General features: G+C 52.8%; 13 protein-coding genes. All 13 read left to right on the top strand.

Annotation, left to right across the window (positions count from 1 at the left end; genetic code table 11):
• Positions 1 to 133 precede the first annotated feature (133 nt).
• The 13 genes from AC3ZPD_RS01610 (at position 134) to AC3ZPD_RS01670 (ending at position 15,456) form a co-directional block, all read left to right on the top strand.
• Complete coding sequence (locus AC3ZPD_RS01610; protein WP_490982511.1) at positions 134 to 1,060, top strand: permease; 927 nt, start codon at positions 134 to 136, stop codon at positions 1,058 to 1,060.
• Complete coding sequence (locus tag AC3ZPD_RS01615) at positions 1,057 to 2,025, top strand: TIGR03943 family putative permease subunit (protein WP_490982512.1); 969 nt, start codon at positions 1,057 to 1,059, stop codon at positions 2,023 to 2,025. Before AC3ZPD_RS01610 ends, AC3ZPD_RS01615 begins: the two co-directional genes overlap by 4 nt.
• Before the next feature lie 61 nt (positions 2,026 to 2,086).
• The gene (locus AC3ZPD_RS01620) at positions 2,087 to 3,991 is read left to right on the top strand and encodes an LTA synthase family protein (RefSeq protein WP_490982513.1); all 1,905 of its coding nucleotides are present in this window, start codon (positions 2,087 to 2,089) and stop codon (positions 3,989 to 3,991) included.
• A 202-nt stretch (positions 3,992 to 4,193) separates the two neighbouring features.
• Positions 4,194 to 5,633, top strand: coding sequence for a spore germination protein (locus AC3ZPD_RS01625; protein ID WP_490982514.1), 1,440 nt, complete (start codon positions 4,194 to 4,196; stop codon positions 5,631 to 5,633).
• 3 nt (positions 5,634 to 5,636) lie between these two features.
• Positions 5,637 to 6,770, top strand: coding sequence for a Ger(x)C family spore germination protein (locus AC3ZPD_RS01630; protein ID WP_490982515.1), 1,134 nt, complete (start codon positions 5,637 to 5,639; stop codon positions 6,768 to 6,770).
• A gap of 28 nt (positions 6,771 to 6,798) precedes the next feature.
• The gene (locus AC3ZPD_RS01635; protein WP_490982516.1) at positions 6,799 to 7,914 is read left to right on the top strand and encodes a GerAB/ArcD/ProY family transporter; all 1,116 of its coding nucleotides are present in this window, start codon (positions 6,799 to 6,801) and stop codon (positions 7,912 to 7,914) included.
• A gap of 168 nt (positions 7,915 to 8,082) precedes the next feature.
• On the top strand, positions 8,083 to 8,565 hold the full coding sequence (locus AC3ZPD_RS01640; RefSeq protein ID WP_490982517.1) for a heme-degrading domain-containing protein: 483 nt from the start codon (positions 8,083 to 8,085) through the stop codon (positions 8,563 to 8,565).
• A gap of 97 nt (positions 8,566 to 8,662) precedes the next feature.
• Positions 8,663 to 10,222 (top strand): amino acid permease, encoded by a 1,560-nt coding sequence (locus AC3ZPD_RS01645; protein WP_490982518.1) that lies wholly within the window; start codon positions 8,663 to 8,665, stop codon positions 10,220 to 10,222.
• A 174-nt stretch (positions 10,223 to 10,396) separates the two neighbouring features.
• Entirely contained in the window at positions 10,397 to 11,518 is a 1,122-nt protein-coding gene (locus tag AC3ZPD_RS01650) for an MBL fold metallo-hydrolase (RefSeq protein ID WP_490982519.1), read from the top strand.
• A gap of 299 nt (positions 11,519 to 11,817) precedes the next feature.
• The gene (locus tag AC3ZPD_RS01655; RefSeq protein WP_490982520.1) at positions 11,818 to 13,113 is read left to right on the top strand and encodes an acetylornithine deacetylase; all 1,296 of its coding nucleotides are present in this window, start codon (positions 11,818 to 11,820) and stop codon (positions 13,111 to 13,113) included.
• A 41-nt stretch (positions 13,114 to 13,154) separates the two neighbouring features.
• A complete protein-coding gene (gene tenA, locus AC3ZPD_RS01660; protein ID WP_490982817.1) occupies positions 13,155 to 13,829 on the top strand; it encodes a thiaminase II in 675 nt (224 codons plus the stop codon).
• Positions 13,826 to 14,704: an ABC transporter ATP-binding protein gene (locus AC3ZPD_RS01665; RefSeq protein ID WP_490982521.1), complete on the top strand. Its 879-nt coding sequence runs from the start codon at positions 13,826 to 13,828 to the stop codon at positions 14,702 to 14,704. The genes tenA and AC3ZPD_RS01665 overlap by 4 nt, the downstream gene beginning before the upstream one ends.
• Positions 14,701 to 15,456, top strand: a complete 756-nt coding sequence (locus tag AC3ZPD_RS01670) for an ABC transporter permease (protein ID WP_490982522.1) — start codon at positions 14,701 to 14,703, stop codon at positions 15,454 to 15,456. Before AC3ZPD_RS01665 ends, AC3ZPD_RS01670 begins: the two co-directional genes overlap by 4 nt.
• The last annotated feature ends 21 nt before the right edge of the window (positions 15,457 to 15,477 follow it).

Genomic DNA, 15,477 nt, shown 5'->3' on the forward strand with positions numbered 1-15,477 from the left:
GGTTGTGCATAAACGGTAAGAGCACCCAGTAGTGGAAGGGAGCAAAACTTTTATTTTCCCAGTATTAATTGTAAGATTAATAGATGTAATAAAATTGATATATTAATTTGAATCAGAAAGTGAATTTAACAAGATGAAAACATTTCTGCAGTTGAATACCATTTTCCTCAGCATGATCATGGAGGCTATTCCGTTCGTGCTGGTGGGCGTCATTGTATCCGGCGTTATTCAGATTTTTCTGAAGGAATCGACGATCGCGAGAATCATGCCGAGGAACCGGTTTCTGTCCGCGATGCTGGGCTGCGGCTTAGGATTGTGTTTTCCGGCCTGCGAATGCGGCATCGTACCGATTACCAACCGGCTGCTGCGCAAAGGGGTGCCTTTGCAGGCCGGCATCGCTTTTATGCTGACCGGTCCGATTATTAATCCGGTGGTGCTGTTTGCGACCTATATTGCCTTCGGCAACGATTGGAGAATGGCCGCCATCCGGGCGGGGATGTCGATCGTGGTGGCTTTTGTGACGGCCGTCGTGCTGTCGCTCCTGTTCCCTGTACTGCCGTTCCGTTCTTGGGCTCCTGAAGTTACCGGCAGTGAAGGCCTGGTAGCGGCGGCTTCCGAAACGCCCGGGGTTCAAGCGCCTAAAATCCCGCTTCGCCGGGAGCTGATGATGGTTATGGAGCATGCGATAGAGGAATTTTTCTCCGTCGGAAAATATCTGGTTATCGGCGCCTTTATCGCGGCAAGCATGCAGACCTTTCTGCCCACCTCGACGCTGCTTCATCTGGGCAGCAATCCGGTTACCGCATCGCTGGTCATGATCGTGCTTGCTTTCGTCATGTCGCTGTGCTCGGAGGCGGATGCGTTTATCGCCTCGTCCTTCCGCAGCACCTTCTCAACTGGTGCTTTGTCGGCTTTTCTGGTGTTTGGTCCGATGATCGACATTAAAAATACGCTTATGCTGCTCGGCGTCTTCAAGGGGAGATTTGTGGCCGTGCTGATTGGCCTGGTCGCGGTATGTACGCTCTTATCGTCGCTGGTAGTAGGGAGGTTGTTCGGATGACCCGGCTGTATGTGATACTGGGGTTCATTTTTCTGTTCCTCCAGCTTCACCTGAACGGAAATTTGAACAAATATATCAACCTGAAATATTCTTATTTATCGGTCAGCGCGATTGTCCTGTTGTGCCTGCTGGCTGTCTTTGAGCTTCTAAGGCTTGTAATCCGGGAACGCAGGCAGCGCAAATCAGACCGGGAAGCCGATCCTGCGACGGCTCCCGAGCTTAATTGCCAACTTCTTCTTGAGCGGGAGCACGGGCATGATTCTGTTCATAACCATGACCATGTCCATGTCCACCACGACCACTACTCACCAGGCGAAGGCCATCGTCACGATCATTCCCACGGCCCGAAATCGAGGTGGGGAAAAGGGTTTGGTTATCTGGTGCTCATCGTGCCGATTTTGACGGGCGTGCTCCTGCCGGTCGCCACGCTGGATTCCAGCTTTGTCAAAGCGAAAGGTTTTTCGTTTCCATCCGTCGATAATACGGCGGACAACCCCGGCTTTCATCAGTTTCTGCGGCCGGATACGAGCGTTTTTTACGGAAAAGACAGCTATACGAAGGTCTCCCACAAAGAGCTGGGGGAATTCACCGGTTCGAGCACGGTGTCCCTGACGGATAAAACCTATCTCAAAGGGATGGAGGCCATTTATAATTTCCCCGATCAATTTATGGATAAAACGTTGTCCTTTGACGGATTTATTTATAAAGGCGATCAAATCAGCAGCCATGAGTATTTTGTTTTCCGTTTCGGTTTTATTCATTGCGTAGCGGATTCCGGCGTTTTCGGTATGCTCGTGGATTTTCCTGAAGGGACTCAGCTTGAAGACGATCAATGGGTGCAGGTTACCGGCAAATTGGGCATGGAGCTGTACCAGCCCTTCAAGCAGACGATTCCGGTGCTGAAGGTAGACAAGTGGGAAAACATCGATGCCCCCAAAGATCCTTATGTGTACCGCATTTTTTAATCTTGATTTCGATCTTTAATTTAGAAGCAGATATCATACTCGCTAATAGAAAGGGAAAGTCATGAACAAGTTTTCAATTAGACCTCTTACCGCGCGGCCGGTTTTGTACAACGTGCTGTTGCTGCTGCTGAAGCTGCTTTTGCTGCGGTATTTTTTATTCTCGGACATTATGTGGAGCAAGGTCGGCGCCGATTTGTTTGGGCTTTGGATCCTGCTTGGATTGTTTGAACTCATTACCCCGCGTCAATGGGGAAAATATGTATTTTTTGCGCTGAACGCGCTCGTCTCTCTGATTCTCTTCTCCTCGACGCTGTATTACGCGCATTTCGGTTCGGTTCCGACCTATACGGCATTGGAGCAGCTGCATCAGGTGCTGCAGATTAAAGCCAGCGTGCAGTCAACGATCCGTCCGGAGTTTTATCTCTATTTCCTGGATCTGCCGATTTTGCTGATCGTATGGCTGGTCCGCCGCAAAAAGGCTGCGCCTGCAGCGCGCAAAAGCGTCATTTGGAGGGCCGGTGTGCTGGTGACGGCCATCGCCTGTTTTTTCCTGTCCGAACGGAGCATTCAAGCCAGCGACTCCATTGTGAACGAAATCGTACAGGTGGAGCATCTCGGTTTCTTTGATTATCAGGTGGCCGCAGCCATCAAGACAAGCAAGGAGGACGCCTTGATCCGCAACGGAAATATCCAGGATACGATCAAGAAGGTCAACGACCTCCAGAGCACGTATGTTTATAACGATAAGGACAGCGGCGTTTCGGCCACGGTCACGCCGGCTCATTTCGGCGCCGCCAAAGGCAAAAACCTGATCGTCATTCAGATGGAAGCCTTCCAGAACTTCCCGATCAACCTGAAGGTGGGCGGGAAGGAGATTACGCCGAACCTGAACAAGCTGATCGGTTCCAGCTATTATTTCCCTTATATGTTCCAGCAGATCGGGCAGGGCAACACTTCGGACGCCGAATTCATGTCGAACACGTCCATTTATCCGACCGGAACAATTCCGATGTCTACCGGCTACGGAGACCGGGCGCTGCCAAGCCTGCCGCGGCTGCTGGAGCAGCACGGATATGAAGCGGACACGTTCCACGTCAACGACGTCACGTTCTGGGACCGGATCAAACTTTATCCGGCGCTGCATTTTGACCATTATTTTGACAAGCCTTTTTACAATAACGACCATTTCAACGATTTCGGGGCGTCCGACGAGGAGCTGTACCGGGTGGCCGTGAATCATATGAAAGAGATCGCGGACAGCGGCAAACCGTTTTATACCCAACTGATTACGGTTTCCAGCCATTTTCCGTTCAAAGTGCCGGAGGACCGCAAAAAAATCCAGATGCCCGATTCCCTGAAGGATACGCAGCTAGGGGATTATCTTACGGCTATTAATTATACGGATTATGCGATTGGAACCCTGATTGCAAGACTGAAGCAGGAAGGGCTTTGGGACAATTCCGTGCTGGTGCTGTACGGGGATCATTTCGGTTTGCAGCCGGATCAAAACGACCCGAAATGGATCGAATCGGAGCTTGGCATCAAATATGACGCGCGAGTTTCCAGGTTTAACATCCCTTTCATCATCCATCTGCCGGGTGAACAGAAAGGCCAGGTCGTAGACCAGGTGGGCGGTCAGCTTGACATGATGCCTACGATTGCGAATCTGCTCGGCGTTTCCCTGAAGCAGGAGAAGTTTACGGCTTTCGGGCATGACTTGTTTAACATCGACCATAACGTGTTTGGCATGAGGTATTACCTGCCGACTGGCTCCTTTTTTAATGACGATATCCTGTTCGTGTCCGGCACCGGTTTTGACGACGGAACGGCCGTTTCGCTGAAAACGCTGGAGCCCGTCACGGATTTTCAGAAATACCGCAAGGACTATGACTATATCCTCAAGCTGATGGGCTTGTCGGACGAATATGTGAAGCTCCTGCCCAAACGGGAGCCCGGCAACGAATAGATTAAATTAAATGATAAGGCAGGCTGAAAAAAATAGTGGGCCGGATCCTCCGCTTGGAGGACCGGTCTTTTTTTGCGTCCAAGTAGGGAGAAAGGAGAAAGGAGAAAGGCCCTGCTCCTTGCGGAGCTCTATTTCCGGTCGTATGCATAAATTTCCAACTCCTACGGGAAAATACAGGAAAGGACCGGAAGGAGGGCCGAAAATGGAGTCTTTGCTGGACCAGTTAAAAACGGAGCTGAGCGGCAGTACGGATGTCGTTTATCAAACGTTCCAAATTCATGGAACTCCATGTACGCTTGTGTTTATTCCGTCCATTATTGACAAGGATTCCTTTGACCAGGAGGTCAGAATCACTTTAAAGCGGGAAGCCTCCTCCGATTCCGATTCGGACATGGACAGCTTTATCTCCCGGATTGAGGAGGGCAGGATGTTTGCTCTGCCTTGCCTGCGTTCGGAGAAGGTACAGGAAGCGGCGTTTTTGGTCGTGCAGGGAAAGGCGCTCCTCCATATTCAAGGATACAGCTATTTTTATTATTTCGAGGTCACATCCTATCAGAAGCGGGCGGTCTCGGAATCCCAGAACGAACTTGTCGTTATCGGGCCCCAAGAGGCGTTTAATGAAGATATTCATACCAACATTTCGCTGCTTCGGCACAAAATCAAACATCCCGACCTAAAAATGAAAGAATATACGATCGGCGAATATACGCAAACCTCCGTTTATGTGTTCTATATCGAAGGCATCGCTGAAAACAGCAAGCTGAAAGAGGTGGACGGCAAGCTAAAGCAAATTTCGACTGACGGCGTGCTGGGCATCAGTTACCTGGCGGAGCATATCAAGGGAAAAATAACCCCGTTCCCGCAATTCCAGTACACGGAACGTCCGGATTCGGTGGCGGCTTCGCTCCTTGAAGGACGGTTCGCGATGCTTATCGACGGAACGCCTTCGGCTTTGGTGGCTCCCGTAACCATGTTCTCCCTGCTGCAATCGTCCGAGGACTATTATCAGAGTTATTTTGCGGGGAGCTGGATTCGGATTATCCGGTTTTTTTTCGCCGTTATTTCCATGCTGCTGCCTTCCATTTACGTAGCCGTTACGACCTTTCAGCCGGAAATCATTCCGACTGCTCTGCTGATCACGATTGCCGCAGCCCGTGAAAATCTGCCTTTTTCCGCGCTGACGGAAGCGCTTGTCATGGAGCTAACGTTCGAAGCGCTGCGTGAAGCAGGAACACGAATTCCCAAACCAGTAGGATCGACCGTCTCCATTATCGGAGGCATTGTCATCGGACAAGCGGCCGTGCAGGCGGGCATCGTGTCCGCGCCCATGATTATCGTGGTGTCCATTACGGGGATTGCCTCCTACATTATTCCGCATCTGGAGCTGGGGCTGGCCTTTCGGCTGCTCAGGTTCCCGCTGCTGATCCTGGGCGGCACGCTGGGGCTGCTGGGCGTGTTTGTGGCTGCGTTTATCGTTTACGGCCATTTGGTGAACCTTCGCTCTTTCGGCACGCCTTATCTGTCTCCGGTTGCCCCGCTTGTTTTTAAAGACTGGAAAGATATTTTCGTCCGGCTTCCTTCGCCGTTTATGAGCAAACGGCCCACTGCATACACCAGGAAAAATAGAAGGAGGCAAACATAACCCATGGTTATGAAGCCTTTGATCTTATTGTTGCTGAGCGCTATGCTGCTGACCGGCTGCTGGTCGAAAGCCGAGCTTAACGAAGTACTGTTTATAGACGGCGTATATTTGGATAAAGGCAAGGAGCAAGGGCAGGTGGAGTTGTCCATCAGCACCTTCATTACGGCGAAGCTGAAAGAGGGGGAGAGCGGCGGCGGTAATCCGTTTACGGTAATTACCAAATCCGGCGATAACATCCCGGACATTCTTACTTCCATTCAGAGGGATTTAACCCGCAGAATCAATTTCAGCCACTTGCAGATCGTGCTGGTATCCGAGGATTATGCGAGGCTGGGGTTGAATGAATTATTTGACTGGTTCAAACGGGAGCCCGGCCTTGAGCTTAATACTTACATCCTTTCGGTGGAGGGGCAGGCGAAGGATATCGCGCAGCTGAATCCGATTACGGAGCAGCTTCCGGCAGACGTATTCAAACGTTTTGCGGTACAGGATTACATGCTGAATTCCACCGTCAAGCAGTGCCTCATATCGGCTGAATCCGGGATGGGATTTTCCGTGACGGCTTTAAAATACGGGGACAAGCAGGTAGCCAGTGAAAACGGGCAAACCGAGCGCTGGGCAAGCATCAAAGGAGTGGATTTGTTTAGAGACAGGGCATTAAAGGGAGGGCTCGGAATCGAACAGGGATTGGCGATCTCCTGGGGACTGGGCAAACTTAAGGACCGAGTATATACCGTAACCTGGGACGGGGGCAAAAGCAAAGGCAGCGTCTTATTAACGCGCAACAGCTCCAGATTAACTTATATGGGAAATCAGGGGGGGCCGCTTTTTAAAATCGCTCTGAAAGGCAGAGGCAATTTGATCTATAAAAAGGATATCAAACATCGAACCGAAGTAGAATCCAACGCCATCATCAGGGAGCTGCTTGAAAAGAAGATTGCCAAGGACATGGAGGAGGCGTTGGCTAAAACCAAGCAGTGGGGAACCGATGTCTTGAATCTCGGCATGACGATGGAATGGAATAATCCGAAGGAATGGGAGCCCATCAAAGATCACTGGTCGGAGGTTTACCGAAGCGAGGCCCGTTTTCAGGTGGATGCTGACATCCGAATCGCCAATATCGGATCAACCCACTGAAATCATTCATACGGAAGAAGGGATTACGATGCAAACTACGTCATGGCAGTTGTTCCGCTTCGCCTATGTTTACCTTTATACGCAGTCGGTGATTTTTCTGGTCCCCACTCTGATCGAATCTTCCGGCTACCAGGGATGGATGTCAGTTTTAGGAGGGTTTGTCCTTAGTGTATTTATCCTTTGGTGCACCTACTCCGTAGGCAAACTTGGAAAGGATAAGCCCTGGTACATCTTCGGCCGGCAAATCGTAGGCAAATGGATGCACAAGCTGTTTCTCTTTCTGATGTTCTGCTGGTTTGTGTATTATTCGGGGCTTGAGCTTGAAAATTTCAGCAAATTTTTTGGTTCGGTTTATATGCGGGAAACGCCTGCCTGGGCCATTGTGCTGATTGTGGCCGCAGCGGTGTTCTATACATGCCGGCTGGGTCTTACTACGCTGATTTACATGTCGGAAGGGATATTTTTGATGACCCTGCCCATTGTCGGCGTCCTGGTCTTTTTGTTTTATCCCCACGCCGATTACCGGATGCTTCCGGCCTTGATTCATTATCATAATCCGGGACTGATGCTGCGGGATTCCTTTACGGTGATGGCCTGGTTAGCGGAATGGATGATTTTTCTGTTTATTTCGCCTGATTTTACTTTCGATAAAAAAGTGTTTAAAAATCTGTTTTTCGCCGAGGTTCTGACGATTGTGGCTCTGCTGCTCGGGTGGTTTTTTATTATTTTGAATTTTCGGCCTTATCTGGGGGCGCAAATCGAATATCCTTATTTGGAGCTTATACGGGGAACCTCACAGGCAGGGATGATGGGCAACACGGATACGTTTTTTATCGCGATCTGGACAACCTCCATGTTTGTTCACAATACCTTTCTGATCTATGCGGCTTCGAAATGCGCGCGGCAGCTTTTCGGCATCCATAAATTAAAAGGCGTTACGGCCGGCGCTCTTGGCCTGGCGGTCATTATCGCCTGCCTTTATTCAAGGAATCCGGCTTTGTTCATCGCCCATTTCAACTCTTTGTGGCTGGCCTATATCTGGATCGGATTCGAGTCTATCCCGGTGATCTATTATGGAGCGGCTCTGCTCCGCTGGAAAAAGTTCCGGGGAACGGGCGGCCGAACCCGGCAGCAGGCGTCATGAAGCGCCGCCGAAAAGCCCTGGCACTAAATCGTTAACAAAGGAAAACCTCGTCTGTTTTTCGTCCATTTTTCCATAGGGAAGATTAGTCTTTTTTAAATGGGCGAGTCCAAGTATACTAGAGTAGGTTTCGAACTTTATTATAAATTCAGATTAAAGGGAGTGTAAGGAATGGAAGATTATACTGCGCTGTTGAACGAACTTCTCCGCCAGGAGCAGGAGCTGCAATTTACAGAATTCAGCAACAACACGGCTGTCAAGCTAGGACAACTGATTTTGGACAAAGCTTTTGACGAAGGCAAGCAAATCACGGTTGACATCCGTAAAAATGGCATGACTTTATTTCATGCGAAAATGAATGAAAACGGTTTAGGCAATGACAGATGGATCGCGCGCAAAATCAATGTGGCCCATCATTTTGAACACAGCTCTTATTACATACACGTGCTTTTGAAATCCCGGAACACAACGCTTCAAGACAGCGATTTCGTCAATCCTCTGGAATATGCGGCTGAAGGCGGCAGTTTTCCGCTCCTCATTAAAAATGTAGGCATGGTCGGTACGATCAGCGTCTCCGGTCTGGAAGGCCACCAGGATCATGAGATGGTCGTGTCTTCGCTCAAAAAATTACTGCTGGATTCCACGGTTTCCTAATCAACCAGCGGAATAGCAGAAGCTTATCCTCTTTCGGGTAATTTCCCCGGGAATTGCAGATACTAAGGCAAAATTTCCCCGGGGAGGTTCTTTAAGGATGGAGCGATACAAAAAAGGGTTATCAGCCTGGCAGCTTGCGATGCTTGCTTTGGGAACGGTTGTGGGAGGTTCATTTTTCCTCGGTTCCTCAGTAGCCATTCAAGCGGCCGGGCCTTCCGTGCTTCTGTCGTATGTGATCGGCGGTTTCCTGGTCTACTTCATATTAACGGCTTTATCGGAAATGACCGTGGCGAATCCGGTTTCGGGCTCTTTCCGCTCCTATGCCGAGCAGGCTTTCGGGAAGGGGGCGGGATTTACGGTAGGCTGGGTGTATTGGACAGGACTGGTCCTCGCGATGTCGAGTGAATCCACGGCAGTTTCGATTCTGCTAAAAAGCTGGTTTCCCCGGCTGTCCCTGCCGCTCGTAGGAGCAGCAGTCATTATTGGGGTAACGCTGGTGAATTTATTGGGCGCGCAGAAGCTCAGTAAGCTGGAGAGCGGCCTGGCCGCGATCAAGCTGCTGGCAATCGGCGGTTTTATTCTTCTTGCTTTACTCCTTGTAGTTGGAATCCTGAGCCGGACAGCGGGCTCTGCAGGTTTTGGCATGCTTCGCAGCCAGAGCTGGATGCCCGGCGGGATCAGCGGCATAGCGGGAAGCATGCTTGTTGTGATGTTTACGTATGCCGGATTTGAAGTGCTTGGCCTGGCCGCATCGGAAACGGCCGAACCTTCTAAAACGATCCCCAAAGCGATCCGCTTGACCGTAATCCTGCTGGTCGGGCTCTACATTTTGGCGATGGCCGCTTTGTTTCTGCTGCTGCCTGCGCGGGCGGTCAGCACGCAGACCAGTCCGTTTGTAACCGCCTTAAGCCGGTTTGGCCTGGGCTGGGCAGGCACCTTGATGAACCTGGTCCTCGTTTCGGCGATTCTATCCACCATGCTGGCCTCCGTTTTCGGATTGGGCCGCATGCTGCGGTCTCTGGCCGAGGAAGGCCACACGCCTGTTTGGATGCGCGACAAAACGGACATTCCCTACCGAGGCATTCTGATTTCAGGAGGTGCGATGCTGGCCGGTTTGGGGCTCGGATTGCTGCTTCCCCAAAACGTTTATTTGTTTCTGGTGAGCTCCGGCGGTTTTGCGCTGTTGTTCTCCTATGTCATGATTATGGCGAGTCACTACAGACTCCGGAGAAAGGGACTCCTTAAAGCTTCAGCTCAAGGGTTTGCAGGCTTCCCGTATACTTCCTTGATTTCCATAGCGGCTATGCTGGCCATTCTTGCGAGCATGCCGCTGGTTCCCGGGCAAGGGGGAGGTCTGGCGGCAGGACTGCTGTTTGTGGTTGTTTTTGCGGGGATATACGCCTTCAGGTTCAGGCTGACGGGAACGAAAAGACGCATTGCCGACCGAACCGCTTCTTCCGACCGGTCGGCCGTCCCAGGAGTTGTGGTTACACTGCCGAAAGGGCCGGCAGCCCCGGCATGGGCCCAGGCGGAGTGGGCCGAGGAACTGCATCCTGCAGTTACGGCCCGTGAGAGCAGGGAGCGGAGGACCACAGGAGGACAAAACCAGGGACACCAGCCAGAACACAACCAAGAACACCAGCCGGAACACGACTAGGATTAAGTGCTTTGCAGAACGGGATAAGCCCCTCATTAAAAGTGCCGGAAAGTTTAAACCTGCCTGAATCGGAGCAGACTAACGATGCCTTGGCCGTTAATGAATTCCTTTCATGCGGGCAAGGCATCGTTTTATTTTCTGAATCCAAAATATTCATATAGGAGAGAGGTTCTTATGCTGGCGACGATTATTATTTTGGCGATCCTGATGGTTATTGCGGCAGGCCTTTACCTGTTTATGCGGACCTATCCGGCTTTCGGCGGTAATGTAAACCGCTATAGAATCAGCAGCTTCGAGCAATCGCAGCAATACGCGAAGGGTAAATTCCATAACCGGATTCCGACTCCGTCCATCGACGCATCTATCCGGAGCACGCTGTCCCTTTTTACGGACCATCTGAAAAACAATCCGAAACGGCGTCCGCCGGCAGAACTTCCGGTCCTAGAGCCGGATCCGGAACGGCTCCGGCTGCTGGAGGGCGATTCTGCTGTTTGGCTTGGCCATTCCACGCTGCTCATGAAAATAGACGGCAAAACTTTGCTGCTTGATCCGATGCTGGGCGAACATTCGGCACCGCTGCCGCTGCCCGGACTCGGGGCTAAACGTTTTAAAAGCAGTCTCACGATCGGGCCGGAGGACCTGCCTTTTCTGGATGCAGTGCTGATCTCCCATGATCATTACGATCATCTGGATTACGGCACTATTCAGAAGCTGTCCGGAAAAGTCGGCCGGTATTTCGTTCCGCTTGGCGTTGGAAGCCGGCTGATCAGGTTCGGGGTGCCCCGGGAGCTGATCCGGGAGTTCGACTGGTGGGAAGAGACGGACTGGCAGGGCATCCGGTTGGTCTGCACGCCGGCACGGCATTTTTCGGGGAGATCTCTGTTTGATAAGGACGCCTCGCTGTGGTGCTCCTGGGTGATTCACGGCCGGAACGAGCGGGTTTATTTCAGCGGAGACAGCGGGTATGACGAGCATTTCAAGAAGATCGGGGAATTGTACGGTCCGTTTGACTGGACCTTGATCGAATGCGGGCAATACGATCCCCGCTGGGAGTTTATCCACATGGTGCCGAAGCAGACGGTGCAAGCCCACCTGGATCTAAAGGGAAACCGGCTGCTGCCCGTTCATTGGGCGGCGTTTGCGCTGGCGATGCACGGCTGGACGGAGCCGGTAGAGCTGCTGTCTGAAGAGGCGGAACGCAGAGGCATAAAGCTGGCCTTTCCGCAGATCGGGGAGGCAATCCTTCTTGAAAAAGGGGCTTCTGTCCCTTCGGAAAAATGGTGGAGAACGGTCTAGGGAATAAGGCCGGGGTAACCGAATTCGCTCGGGAAACAAATAACTCCTTGCCATTTCCCGGGGATTCCGATATATTAAATTTGAACTTTGAACTTCATATAGGGAACACGGGTGCTGGATGAAGTCCGGCTGAGATAGGAGCCTTATGCTCCTGACCGTTAATCTGATCCAGGTAATGCTGGCGTAGAGATAGAATCCGAATTGTTAAGACCATTCGTCTATTCTCGAATGGTCTTTTTTATTTCAACTTACCGGATACTCGTCAAACTTTGCCTGGGAACAAGGAGGAAACTAACGACATGGATTCCCGGACGATTGAGGTTTTGCAGCAATTGGCGGAGGAAAAACAAGACGAGCTGTTTCAGATCCTGGAACGGCTTGTTTCATTTCCGACCGTAAGTCCGCCGGCGCGGAACACGATGGACGCGCAGCGTTACGTCGAAGGACAGCTGAAAGAGGCGGGTTTCGAAGCCGACCTGTGGGAGGTTTATCCGGGCGACCCGAATGTGACGGCGGTAAAAAGAGGCAGCGACCCGGCCCGCCACAACGGCCTTTTGCTGAACGGCCATATCGATGTGGCAGAAGTGGGGGATACCGGCCGCTGGGACCGGGATCCGTTTGAGCTGGTCATCGAAAACGGCCGGGCTTTCGGAAGAGGCGCCACGGATATGAAGGGCGGTCTGGCCGCCCTGTTGTTTGTCGTTAAGCTGCTTAAGGAACAAGGGATCGACCTGAAAGGAGATCTCCATTTTCAGTCGGTGATTGGAGAGGAATCCGGCGAGGCCGGAACGCGGGCCTGCATGGAGCGCGGCTGCGCGGCCGATTTTGCGGTCGTGGCCGACTCCAGCGGCTGCCGGATCCAAGGCCAGGGCGGCGTAATTACCGGCTGGATAACCGTACAAAGCCCGGTTACCTATCATGACGGCCTGCGCTCGCGGATGATTCATGCGGGAGGCGGCGTCAGAGGCGCAAGCGCCATCGAAAAAATGATGAAGCTTATCCAGGGCCTGCAGGATCTGGAGCGTCACTGGGCCGTAACCAAAAGTTACCCCGGCTTTGCGCCGGGCATCAACACGATTAATCCGGCCGTCATTGAAGGCGGCAGGCATGCCGCGTTTATCGCCGACCGGTGCGCCCTTTGGATCACGGTCCATTTTTACCCGAATGAGGACTACGATTCGGTTACAGCGGAAATCGAAGAGCACCTGCTGCGCGTGGCGGCGGCCGATCCCTGGCTGAAGGACAATCCGCCCACTTTTAAATGGGGAGGTCGTTCGATGATCGAAGAGCGTGGCGAAATTTTCCCCGCGCTTGAATTGGACCCCCATAATGCCGGCCTGAAATCGTTAGCCGACTGGCATCGGCGCACCCACGGGGCCCCGCCTGAAATCGGCATGAATCCCAGCGTGACGGATGCAGGTTGGATCGGAAGAGCCGGCATCCCGACCGTCATCTACGGCCCCGGAGAGCTGGAGCAGGCGCATGCCGTCAACGAAAGTGTTTCCGTAAAACAGCTGGTCGAATACGCCAAAGTAATGATTGCTTTTATCGCCGAATTTTGCGAAACGCCTAAAGGGGAGGAGACTAGAAAATGATGGACCAGACGGAAATCCGAATGCCGGGTACAGCCCCGGCCATGGAACCTTTTACCGACCGTCTATACCGTTCGGTTCAAGAGGTTTGGGAGAACTGCCACAGCCATGCTTTTCTGACGGAACTGAGAAGCGGCGAGCTTCCTTTGGACCGGTTCGCTTTCTATATGAAGCAGGATTATGTGTATCTGAAGGACTATGCCAAAATGTTCGCTCTAGGCAGCCTCAAAGCGCAGGATCTGGAGACGATGGGGAAATTCGCCGACCTGCTGCAGCAGACGCTGAACGTGGAAATGGAACTGCACCGGCAGTATGCGGAGAAATTCGGCATTACCCGGCATGAGCTTGAAAACACCGAACCCGCTCCTGTAACGATCGCTTATACGAAATACATGCTGGATGCCGGAACCCAGGGCTCCCTGGGCGATGTGGTCGCGTCCTTGCTGCCCTGCATGTGGAGCTACTGCGAAATCGGCAGCCGGGCCGTCCGGCAGCAGCCGGATTGCCTGAAGCATGAGCTTTACCGGGAATGGTTCCTGATGTACAGCTCGGATGAATTCAGAAGCCTTACGCAGTGGTGTGTACGGCTGATGGACCGTCTGGCCGAAGGGCTGCCGGAAAGAGAGCTGGCAAGGCTCGAGGAACGGTTTATTACAACATCAAGGTTTGAATATATGTTTTGGGATATGGCCTACCGGAAGGCCGCGTGGGAGATATGAAAACTCCAACGCATCCCGCACCTGCTCACCAGGTCCAAAATCCCGCCGTACCGGAAGGCGGAACGAACCGGACGCTGCGCAAGCCGGACGAAGAAACCCGCTCATCTCTTTCCGTATGTGGGCTCAGCTATACTTTCTCCAGCAGCACACCGCTCTTCAGCGGGCTCAGCTTTGAACTGCAGGAAGGGGAGTTTGTCTCCCTCCTGGCACCAAGCGGCGTGGGCAAGACAACGCTCTTCCGGTTAATCGCGGGTCTGCTGGATCCACAGGAGGGGGAAATCCATACAGCGGACGGGCAAATCGGCTACATGCCGCAAAGAGACTGCCTGATGCCTTGGCGCACGGTGCTGGATAACGCGGCCGTAGGGCTTGAAATCGCCGGCATGAGCAAACGGGAAGCGAGACGCCGCGCAAGCGAGCTGCTGCCTGAATTCGGGCTTGAGGGTACCGGAAGCCGGATGCCGCATGAGCTGTCGGGCGGGATGCGCCAGCGGGTTTCTTTCATGCGGAGCCTCCTGGCCGGCGGGCAGCTGCTTTTGCTCGACGAGCCGTTCAGCGCGCTAGATGCGATGACGCGCATCGGCATGCAGGAGTGGCTGCTGCAGGTGTGGGAGAAACACCGCACCACGATTTTGTTTATCACGCATGACGTGGATGAAGCGCTGCTTCTGTCGGACCGGCTGCTGATCGCTTCCCAGGCGCCGGTTTCCAGGCTGCACGAGCTTAAGGTCGGCCAGCCGAGACCGCGCACGTACGAAACCCTGCTGACGCCGCCGTTTATCCGCTTGAAGCAGGAGGTTCTGCAGTGGCTGCGGCCGGGCCAGCCGGCAGCGGGATCAGCTGCAGCTGCTTCACCCGGGGAGGGAGAGCGATGAAACGGATTGTGCATGATCTGCCCTTTATTCTGATGCTGCTTCTGCTCGCGATCCTTTGGGAAGCCGGAACCACCTTCCTGAATATACCGCATTACATCATTCCAAAATTATCGGATGTGTTCCGCTCGTTATGGGAGAACCGGGCGCTTCTGCTGAAGCATTCCGGCGTTACGCTTGGCGAAGCGCTGTTGGGACTGACCTTTTCCGTCGTGTTCGGCGTTCTGGCCGCCGTCTGGATCGAAATGTCGGGCCTGGCCAAAAAGACTTTTTATCCGCTGATCATTGCTTCGCAAAGCATTCCGATCATCGCCTTGTCGCCGATCATGGTCATGTGGTTCGGCTACGATATTTGGAGCAAGGTATCCGTGGTGATTCTGTTTTCCTTTTTTCCGGTCGCGGTCAACACGGCGGACGGATTCCGCAGTGCGGACGAAGGCATCGGAGAGCTGCTTCGAACTATGAAAGCAAACCGGAGGCAGCTTTTTCTGAAGTGGAAACTTCCGTCGGCTCTGCCCGGTTTCTTTACGGGATTTAAACTTGCCGCAACCTTCAGCATCGGCGGCGCCACGCTCGGCGAATGGCTGGGCGGCGAATCGGGCCTTGGCGTCTACACCAAAAGGGCGTCGAACATGCTGCGCAGCGAAGCGGTATTTTCCGGCGTTCTGCTGCTCGCCCTGATGGGCGTGCTGATGTTTGCGGCAGCGCATGGACTCAGCCGGCTGGCTTTGGCCAAACGGCGAGAACGTACATAAGCCGCCGCTGCTATTTTTTAA

It is taken from the genome of Paenibacillus mobilis, assembly GCF_058267595.1.

What these genes read in the sequence shown, in the direction of transcription:
- AC3ZPD_RS01610 (WP_490982511.1), top strand. Translation starts at nt 134, where the DNA reads ATGAAAACATTTCTGCAGTTGAATACCATTTTCCTCAGCATGATCATG.
- AC3ZPD_RS01615 (WP_490982512.1), top strand. Translation starts at nt 1,057, where the DNA reads ATGACCCGGCTGTATGTGATACTGGGGTTCATTTTTCTGTTCCTCCAG.
- AC3ZPD_RS01620 (WP_490982513.1), top strand. Translation starts at nt 2,087, where the DNA reads ATGAACAAGTTTTCAATTAGACCTCTTACCGCGCGGCCGGTTTTGTAC.
- AC3ZPD_RS01625 (WP_490982514.1), top strand. Translation starts at nt 4,194, where the DNA reads ATGGAGTCTTTGCTGGACCAGTTAAAAACGGAGCTGAGCGGCAGTACG.
- AC3ZPD_RS01630 (WP_490982515.1), top strand. Translation starts at nt 5,637, where the DNA reads ATGGTTATGAAGCCTTTGATCTTATTGTTGCTGAGCGCTATGCTGCTG.
- AC3ZPD_RS01635 (WP_490982516.1), top strand. Translation starts at nt 6,799, where the DNA reads ATGCAAACTACGTCATGGCAGTTGTTCCGCTTCGCCTATGTTTACCTT.
- AC3ZPD_RS01640 (WP_490982517.1), top strand. Translation starts at nt 8,083, where the DNA reads ATGGAAGATTATACTGCGCTGTTGAACGAACTTCTCCGCCAGGAGCAG.
- AC3ZPD_RS01645 (WP_490982518.1), top strand. Translation starts at nt 8,663, where the DNA reads ATGGAGCGATACAAAAAAGGGTTATCAGCCTGGCAGCTTGCGATGCTT.
- AC3ZPD_RS01650 (WP_490982519.1), top strand. Translation starts at nt 10,397, where the DNA reads ATGCTGGCGACGATTATTATTTTGGCGATCCTGATGGTTATTGCGGCA.
- AC3ZPD_RS01655 (WP_490982520.1), top strand. Translation starts at nt 11,818, where the DNA reads ATGGATTCCCGGACGATTGAGGTTTTGCAGCAATTGGCGGAGGAAAAA.
- tenA (WP_490982817.1), top strand. Translation starts at nt 13,155, where the DNA reads ATGGAACCTTTTACCGACCGTCTATACCGTTCGGTTCAAGAGGTTTGG.
- AC3ZPD_RS01665 (WP_490982521.1), top strand. Translation starts at nt 13,826, where the DNA reads ATGAAAACTCCAACGCATCCCGCACCTGCTCACCAGGTCCAAAATCCC.
- AC3ZPD_RS01670 (WP_490982522.1), top strand. Translation starts at nt 14,701, where the DNA reads ATGAAACGGATTGTGCATGATCTGCCCTTTATTCTGATGCTGCTTCTG.